Raw genomic sequence first — 8014 nt, 5'->3', positions numbered from 1 at the left:
GGCGGGCAGGGAGGCGCAGCCCACCGCGAGCAGCAGTCCCGCCAGTCGCAGCCAACTCCAGCGGCCATTCACCAGTCGCTCCGTGACGCTGACATCCCCCTCTCTCTCGGCCAGGGCCTGGGCCAACTCCTCGCGACGGGCTCGTTCCCGGGCACGCTCCAGGACGAACTCGAGAGAGGGGGGTCTTTCTATTGTCATGTTCGAAGCCATCATTGTCATGTTCGAAGCCATCGTGGAGCGCTTCCTTGCCCAGAGTCCACAGGCCTTCGCTGCACGCGATGCTTTCCTGCGGGTGCGGGAGCATGCCCGCAATCCCTCTCCAATCACCAAGGGCGCCTGTGTTTCATCTGTTGCTTGAGTTCCAGGCTCCAAACTGTCACAGGGAGGCGTTTCACTCCCAGGGCGGGTCCCCCCGCCCTCCTTGAGAAGGTGGACGCGATGATGCGTGGAACGGCAGTGCGAAGCGCGGTGCTGGGCATGTCCGCGGTGGGCCTGATGGGCGCCTGTGGCGGCCAGCCGGAGCAGACCCCGGCCCCCGAGGGCGGCGACACGGTGACGACGGCGACGCAGCAGCTGGTGCCGGCTCCGCCCGCTCCGTTCGACAGCTACCTGTACATCGCGGGCACGCTGCCCGTGGGCGGCGCGGTGACGTCGAACACCGGCACGTCCGCGAACTACGAGGGCTTCAAGCTCAACGTCGCGGCGAACACGCAGGTGGCGCTGGAGGTCACCCACCTGGGCACCGGCATGGGCGTGGACACCGGCCTGTACGTGTACGGTCCCAAGACGCAGTACGGCTACGGCTTCATGCCGCTCTACGGGGACGACGACTCCGGCTACGGCGAGCTGAGCAAGATTCCGCTCGCGACCTTCAACCAGGCGGGCGAGTACCTGGTGGTGGTGGGCTGGAGCAACGGCCTGGCCAAGCAGTACCGCCTCCAGGCCTCCTGCGTGGGCGGCGCGTGCGTGGCGAACCCCTCTCCGGCGCCGGCCAATGCCCCGGTGACGCTGGCGGCGTTCCCGCTCGACGGGACCCTCAACGCGGTGCTCGGCGGGGCCAACGCGTACCGCGAGGACATGTACTCCTTCCTGGACCGGTATGACTTCGCGTGGCCGTACTCGACGCACGCCTCGCTGGACGCGGCGGCGGCGGCGGTGCTCGCGCGCAGCGAGTACAAGGGCTACCGCAACGACCCGAACCCGGGCACGTACACCTACGCGGCGTTCCTGCCGCGGATGTACCTGCAGTTCCAGCCGCTGCACCAGGCCATCCTGGACACCTACGGCGAGAGCGCCGCGAACGCGCAGGTGAAGAGCTACTTCCGCGAGTTCAGCACCGGCCCCAACGGCGACAACTGGCGCACGCTCAACATCATCCTGCTGCCCGAGTCCCGCCACGTCATCGTGTACGAGCAGACCGCCCACGAAATCTGACGCGCGACGAGCAGCCCCGAAAACACCACCGCCCTCCTCTTCGCGTACCGGAAGGGGAGGGCGGTCTGTTTTTCAGCGCTGCACTGCCAGGTCAGCTCACGGCGCGTGCGCCGGGGCGGGCTCGTGCGAAGTGGGCGTCTCCTCCTCACCGCTGGACCGCTTCGCGTCCCCACGCACCTTCTGCATGAGGATGTAGAGGCCCGGGATGAAGATGAGGTTGACGATGGTGGACACCAGCATGCCGCCGAACACCGCGGTGCCCAGCGAGTTGCGCGCCGCCGCGCCCGCGCCGGACGCCGTCATCAGCGGCACCACGCCCAGGAGGAACGCGATGGACGTCATGAGGATGGGGCGCAGGCGGACTTCCGCCGCCGTCACCACCGCCTCCAGCGCGCTCTTGCCCTGCTCGCGCAGCTGCTCCGCGAACTCCACGATGAGGATGGCGTTCTTGGACGCGAGGCCCACGAGCATCACCAGACCCACCTGGCAGAACACGTCGTTCGCGTAGCCGCGCGCCACCTGCAATCCCAGCGCGCCCATGATGGCCAGCGGCACGGACAGGATGATGACGAACGGGAGGCTGAAGGACTCGTACTGCGCCGCCAGCACCAGGAACACGAAGAGGATGCCCAGGCCGAAGATGATCATCGTCTGCCCGCCGGACTCCTTCTGCTCCAGGCTGATGCCCGTCCACTCGGAGGACATGCCCTGGGGCAGCGCCGCCTGGGCCACCTGCTCCATGGCCTCCAGCGCCTGGCCGGACGACACGCCGGGCGCGCCCTGGCCGTTGATCTCCACGGAGCGGAACAGGTTGTAGTGCTTGATGACCTGCGCGGAGACGATGGGCGTCACCTTCACCAGCGACTCCAGCGGAATCATGTCGCCCGCGTCCGTGCGTGCGTAGAAGGAGCCGATGTCCTGGGGGCTGTCGCGGAACTGCTGCTCGGCCTGGACGTACACGCGGTAGGTGCGGCTGGCGTAGTTGAAGTCGTTGACGTACTGGCTGCCCATGTAGAGCTGCATCACGCCGAAGATCTGCTCAATGGGCACGCCCAGCGCCTTGGCCTTCTGGCGGTCCACCTCCACGTCCAGGATGGGCGTGTTGGCGTTGAAGGGGGTGAAGACGCCGCGCAGGCGGCCCTCCTCGTTGCCCTTCTGCACCATCTCTTGCGTGGCGTTGGCCAGGTCTTCCAGCGAGTGGTTGCCGGCGACGTCCTCCACGATGAACTGGAAGCCGCCCACGCTGCCCACGCCGCGGATGGCGGGGGGCTGGAAGGGGATGACGCGCGCGCTGCCAATCTTGCCCAGCGGCCCGCGCAGCCGCTCCACCAGCGCGGCCACGGACTGGTCCTTGCCCGTGCGCTCCTCCCACGGCTTCAAGGCCGTGAAGACGGTGGCGTAGTTGGAGCCGTTGCCGCTGGGGGAGAAGCCACCGATGGCGAACATCACGCTCACCTCCGGCTGGGCCTTGAGCACCGCCTCCACCTCCTGGAGCACCTTCTCCGTCTGGCTGAGGGCCATGCCCTCCGGCCCCTGCACGGAGATGATGACGTAGCCCTGGTCCTCATCCGGGATGAAGCCCGTGGGCGCGGAGCGGAACAGCATCACCGTCAGGCCGATGCAGGCGAGGAACGCCACCAGCACGATGACCGGGTGCACCAGCAGCTTGCGCAGCCCCTTGCCGTACATGTCGCGCGTCCAGTCCAGCACCTGGTCCACCTTGCGGAAGAACACCCACTTGGGGCCGTGGTGGTGCTTGAGCAGCCGCGCGGACAGGGCGGGCGTGAGCGTCAGCGCGCAGAAGGTGGACAGGGCCACCGACGCGGCGATGGTGAGCGCGAACTGCCGGTAGATGGAGCCCGTGGTGCCCGGGAAGAGGGCCACCGGGATGAACACCGCCACCAGCACCACGGAGATGGCCACCACCGCGCCAGCCACCTCCTTCATGCCTTCGCGCGCCGCCTGGAACGGGCTGAGCCCGCGCTCCGCCATCAGGCGCTCGATGTTCTCGATGACCACGATGGCGTCGTCCACCACGAGACCCGTGGCCAATGTGAGGCCGAAGAGGGTCAGCGTGTTGATGGAGAAGCCCATCAGGTAGACGAACGCGAACGTGCCGACGAGTGACACCGGCAGGGTGAGCGCGGTGATGAGAACGCTGCGCCACCCGTGCAGGAACAGGAAGATGACCAGGATGACGAGCGCGATGGCTTCAATGAGGGTGTGGATCACCTCGTTGACGGAGGCGCGCACCGCGAGCGTGGTGTCCGTGCCCACGCGGTACTCCAGGCCCGGCGGGAAGGACTGCGACAGGCGGTCCAGCTCCTTGATGACGCCGTCGCGCACGTCCAGCGCGTTGGCGGTGGGCAGCTGGAAGATGGCCAGGCCCACGCCGGTGCGGCCGTTGAAGCGCAGGAGGGTGCTGTAGTTCTCCGCGCCCAGCTCCACGCGGCCCACGTCCTTCACCGTGACGGCGCGGCCGTCGTTGTTGCGCATGAGCACGATGTCGCCGAACTCCTCCGGCTCCACCAGGCGGCCCCGGGCGCGCACGGCAATCTGGTACGGCTGCTCGTCGCTGGACGGCGGCTGGCCCACCTGGCCCGCGGCCACCTGGAGGTTCTGCTCCTGGAGCGCGCGCACCACGTCCTGCGGCGTCATGTTCCGGCGCGCCAGCTCGGACGGATCCAACCACAGGCGCATGGAGAACTTGCGCTCACCGAAGATGCGCACCTCGCCCACGCCGCGGACGCGCTTGATGGCGTCCTTGAGGTTCACGTCCGCGTAGTTGGAGAGGAACTTCGCGTCGTAGCGGTTGTCCGGGGAGGACAGGCCCACCGTCAGCAGCATCTGGCTGGAGGCCTTGTTCACCACGATGCCCGTCTGGTTCACCTGCGCGGGCAGGCGGGCCGCGGCGCGGCTCACGCGGTTCTGCACGTCCACCGCCGCCACCTCGATGTTGCGCGTGGGGGCGAAGGTGACGGTGATGGTGCTGGTGCCGTCGTTGCTGCTGGTGGAGGTGATGTAGCGCATGTCCTCCACGCCGTTGAGCTCCTGCTCCAACGGGATGGTGACTGCGGACTCCACCACCTCGGCGCTGGCGCCGACGTAGGTGCTGGTGACGGTGACTTGCGGCGGCGCCAGGTCCGGGTACTGCGCGATGGGCAGCGTCGGGATGGCGATGACGCCCACCAGCGTCAGGATGATGGAGCAGACGATGGCGAAGACAGGCCTGCGGATGAAGAAGTCGACGAACACGGTGTGGCGCCTCTCTTGAATTCGCCTGCTAGCGGCTGCCGCCGGTGGTGCCGCCGCCACCGGACGCGGAGCGGGGCAGCTGGGCGTTGGTGGGGACCTCGTCGGCCCTCACGGTGCCCGTCGGCTGGGGGGATGCGTCGTTGTTCACGGAGACCTGCTTGGGGATGACGGGCATGCCGTCGCGCAGCATGTTCAGCGACGACACCGCGACGAGGTCGCCCTGCTTCAGGCCGCCCTCCACCACGTAGGACATGTCGCCCAGCTGCCCCAGCGCCACCGGGCGGCGCTCCACCAGCGTCTTGCCGTCCTTCTTCTCCACCACCATGGCGAAGGGCTGGCCGCTCTGGCGCACCACCGCGAGCGCCGGAATCTGGAGCGCGTCCCGCGTGGAGTACACCAGCCGCGCCCGCAAAAGCTCACTGGGGCGCAGGCCCACCGTGTTGCGGAAGGCGGCCTTCACCTCCACCAGCTGCGTGCGAGGGTCCGTCTGCGGCGCCACGTAGAAGACGGTGCTGGAGAGGATGACCCGGCCCTGCTGATCCAACAGCTCCAGCTGCGTGTCCGGCTTGAGCGACCGCGCGCGGAACGACGGCACCGACACGCTGACCTCCAGCGCGTCCGCCTGGGCCACCGTCGTGAGCGTCGTGGTGGCGCTCACGAAGTCACCCACGCGCACCAGCACGTCGCCCATGGTGCCCGCGAACGGCGCGCGCACCACGTGGAACTGCAGCTGCACCTGGCGCTGGGCCACGTTCGCGCCCGCCGCGCGCGCCGCGGCCTCCGACGCCTTCACCGCCGCCTGGGCGCGCTCCAACTCCTGCACGCTGGCCAGGCCCTCGCGGTTGAGGGACTCCGTACGCGCCAGGGTGCGCTTCGCCAGCTCCAGCTCCACCGCGGAGGAGCTCTGCTGGGCCTGCGCGCTGTCCAGCGCCGCGGTCTCCTGGCGCGCGTCCACCTCAATCAGCGGCGTGCCGGCCTCCACCTTCTGGCCGGGCTTCACCAGGATCTTCCGGATGTAGCCGTTCACCTGCGGCAGCACCGTCACGCTCTGCCGCGACAGGAGCGAACCCAGGTACTCGCCGGTGTCCCGCACCTCGTGCGGCGCCAGCGCCACCACCTGCACCTCGCGCGGCGGCGGAGCGGCCTTCGCCTCCGGCTTGCCCGAGCACCCGGCCGCGCCAGCCACCAGCGCCGCGCCCAACACCGTCTTCGTCATCAGCGCCTTCAGGGGGCGTACCCTCGTCACCAGTCGCACCGGGCCTCCGTCAGGAACGCGTCCAGGCGGGCCTGGACGAGCTCGAATTCCCTCAAAACCAACGCGAGCTGCGCCTGGCGGAGGGCGGCTCCGCTCTGCACCAGCTCCAAACTGCCACCTCGTCCCACCTCGAAGGCCCGGCGCGTGAGCCGGTCCGTCCGGTCCGCCAGCTCCACGGACTCGGCAGCGGTCTTCAACAGCGCCTCGGCCACTTCCACTCCACGCCGCGCGCGAGAAACCTCCACACCCACGTTGCGGCGGTTGGCCTCCAGCGACTGGGCGGCCTGTTCTTCAATGCCTGCGCGCTCGCGCACGAGCCCTTCGCGCTGACCGCCCTCCCACAGGGGCATGGACAGCACCGCGGACACGTTCCAGGTGCCGAAGCGGCCAAAGCCGGGGTCGGTGGTGAAACCCACCAGCGTGCTGCTCAGTCCCAGGGTGGGCAGGTAACCGGCGGAAGCCTGGCGCCGGCTCTCCCGGGCCGCGTCCACGTTGGCCCGCTGGGCCACCAGGTCCGGCCGGTTGGCCAGGTCCTGCAGGGGGGCGCAGTCCTGGCGCGTCTGCTCCACCAGCCCGCCCAGGTTGAACTCCGGGTTGACGCCCACGCCGTGGTCCTCGCCCAGGGACAGGCCCAGCGACTCACGCGTCCGGCGCAGCTGCTCGTCCCCGGCCACCAGCGCCTGCCGGGCCACCGCCACGTCCTGGCTCACCCGCACCACGTCCAGCTGGGTGCCGGCGCCCAGCTCGAACGAGCGCTGGGTGATGGCCTGGCGCTCCAGCGCCTGACGCAGGCCCACGCGGTTGACCTCCGCGGCGCGCTCGGCGGCCACCGTGGCCACCAGCACCTGCGCCAGCCCCTGGGTGAGGCGGCGCTGCACGTCCTGGAGGCTGGCCACGGACGCGGACTCGGAGGCCTTCGCGGACGACAGGCCCCGCCACGCACCCACATCAATGATGGACTGGGTGAGGGACGCGGACACCGTGCCCAGGGGCGCGCTGGGACCCGCCACCCCGGTGCCGGTGTTGGAGCCGCCCACGAAGCCGCCGCCCGCGGCGGAGGGCACGTCCGGGTGGAGCACATCCACGCCCACGCCCGCGGTGGCCCGCGCGTTGGGCAGCAGAAGGCCCAGGGACTGACGCCACCGGCCCTGCGCGCGCGACACGCCGGCTTCCGCGTTGCGCAGGTCCGTGGAGCGCTGGCGCACCCGGGTGAGGGCGTCATCCCACGTCTTCACCTGCTCCGGCGCGGCCGGGACGGGCGTGAGCATGGGGTCGTCCACCTTCGGCTGGAAGGGGACGGGGGCCGGCGCGGACGCGGCGGCGCTGGCGTCAGGTGTGGGCTGCTGGGGGGCGGGAGACGCGGACGGCGCCTGTTGCGTGGCGGCGAGGAGGAGGACGAGGAGGGCGCTGGAGGTGGCCATACTCTGGAGCGGCGGGTCTTTCCGGCAGGAGCGAGTGGTGGTACCCACCCCGGGTTCCCTGCGCGCGGTCAAGATGTAATTGACAACCGTTGTTGAATGCAATCATCTCTTACGCCCATGACCATCGCTGAGCAAGTGGCATCGACGCGACGCGCAGTGGTCCGACTGCTCACCCAAAAAGTGGGTGAGCAAACGGATCGGCCGCTGATGCAGCTGCTCGTGCTCAAGAACATCGGAATCCACGGCATCCACAGCCAGGCGCAGATCGCGGAGCGGCTGCTCATCGACGCGCCCGCCGTGAGCCGGCTGGTGGACCGGTTGGAGGAGGATGGGCTGGTGGAGCGCCGCGCGGGGGAGAACCGCCGCTGCGTGCGCCTGGAGATCACCGACGCGGGGCGCCGGGAGATCCAGGCCCTGGAGCTCGCCGCGCGGTGGGTGGATGCCCAGGCGCGCGAGTTCCTGGCGCCGCCGGAGGTGGAGGTGCTGTCGTGCCTCCTGGAGAAGCTGCAGACGGGGCTGTGCCAGCTGCTGGGCAACGAGCCCGCGAATCCGCCGCGCAAGGACGACCCGCCCTGCGGGCCGCCCTCCTCCAACAACGACAACGGGTGACGACGGGAGGTGGAGGGCCGGGCGCGATGCCCGTCCCGCC

Annotated in this window: 7 protein-coding genes; 3 read left to right on the top strand and 4 right to left on the bottom strand. The window is 69.7% G+C overall.

Translation table 11 applies throughout. The annotated features are described in order from the left end of the window. Nucleotides 1-198: hypothetical protein (locus D7Y15_RS46175; RefSeq protein WP_233605285.1), on the bottom strand; the 198-nt coding region annotated here is incomplete at its 3' end. Between D7Y15_RS46175 and D7Y15_RS44990 the strand changes: the two genes are divergently transcribed. Both D7Y15_RS44990 and D7Y15_RS40865 read left to right on the top strand, forming a co-directional pair. Next, the gene (locus D7Y15_RS44990) at nt 197-358 is read left to right on the top strand and encodes a hypothetical protein (protein ID WP_158629203.1); all 162 of its coding nucleotides are present in this window, start codon (nt 197-199) and stop codon (nt 356-358) included. The genes D7Y15_RS46175 and D7Y15_RS44990 overlap by 2 nt on opposite strands. A gap of 80 nt (nt 359-438) precedes the next feature. Further along, entirely contained in the window at nt 439-1434 is a 996-nt protein-coding gene (locus D7Y15_RS40865) for a hypothetical protein (protein WP_233605284.1), read from the top strand. A 96-nt stretch (nt 1435-1530) separates the two neighbouring features. Here the strand turns inward: D7Y15_RS40865 and D7Y15_RS40860 are convergent, their stop codons facing one another. The 3 genes from D7Y15_RS40860 to D7Y15_RS40850 are packed head-to-tail and all read right to left on the bottom strand — an operon-like array spanning nt 1531 to nt 7365. After that, nucleotides 1531-4689 (bottom strand): efflux RND transporter permease subunit, encoded by a 3159-nt coding sequence (locus tag D7Y15_RS40860; protein WP_120581208.1) that lies wholly within the window; start codon nt 4687-4689, stop codon nt 1531-1533. A 28-nt stretch (nt 4690-4717) separates the two neighbouring features. Next, nucleotides 4718-5905 carry an efflux RND transporter periplasmic adaptor subunit gene (locus D7Y15_RS40855; protein WP_120581209.1) on the bottom strand — a complete coding sequence of 396 codons (1188 nt, stop codon included), beginning with the start codon at nt 5903-5905 and terminating at the stop codon, nt 4718-4720. Nucleotides 5906-5931: 26 nt separating this feature from the next. After that, a complete protein-coding gene (locus D7Y15_RS40850) occupies nt 5932-7365 on the bottom strand; it encodes a TolC family protein (RefSeq protein ID WP_121755962.1) in 1434 nt (477 codons plus the stop codon). A 207-nt stretch (nt 7366-7572) separates the two neighbouring features. Between D7Y15_RS40850 and D7Y15_RS40845 the strand changes: the two genes are divergently transcribed. Beyond that, entirely contained in the window at nt 7573-7974 is a 402-nt protein-coding gene (locus tag D7Y15_RS40845; protein WP_233605283.1) for a MarR family winged helix-turn-helix transcriptional regulator, read from the top strand. Nucleotides 7975-8014 lie beyond the last annotated feature (40 nt).

Origin of the sequence: Corallococcus sp. AB030 (assembly GCF_003668965.1) — a bacterium.
Classification (GTDB): domain Bacteria; phylum Myxococcota; class Myxococcia; order Myxococcales; family Myxococcaceae; genus Corallococcus; species Corallococcus exiguus.
The sequence above is the reverse complement of the archived record's forward strand: the minus strand, read 5'-3'. Positions and strand labels throughout refer to the sequence as shown.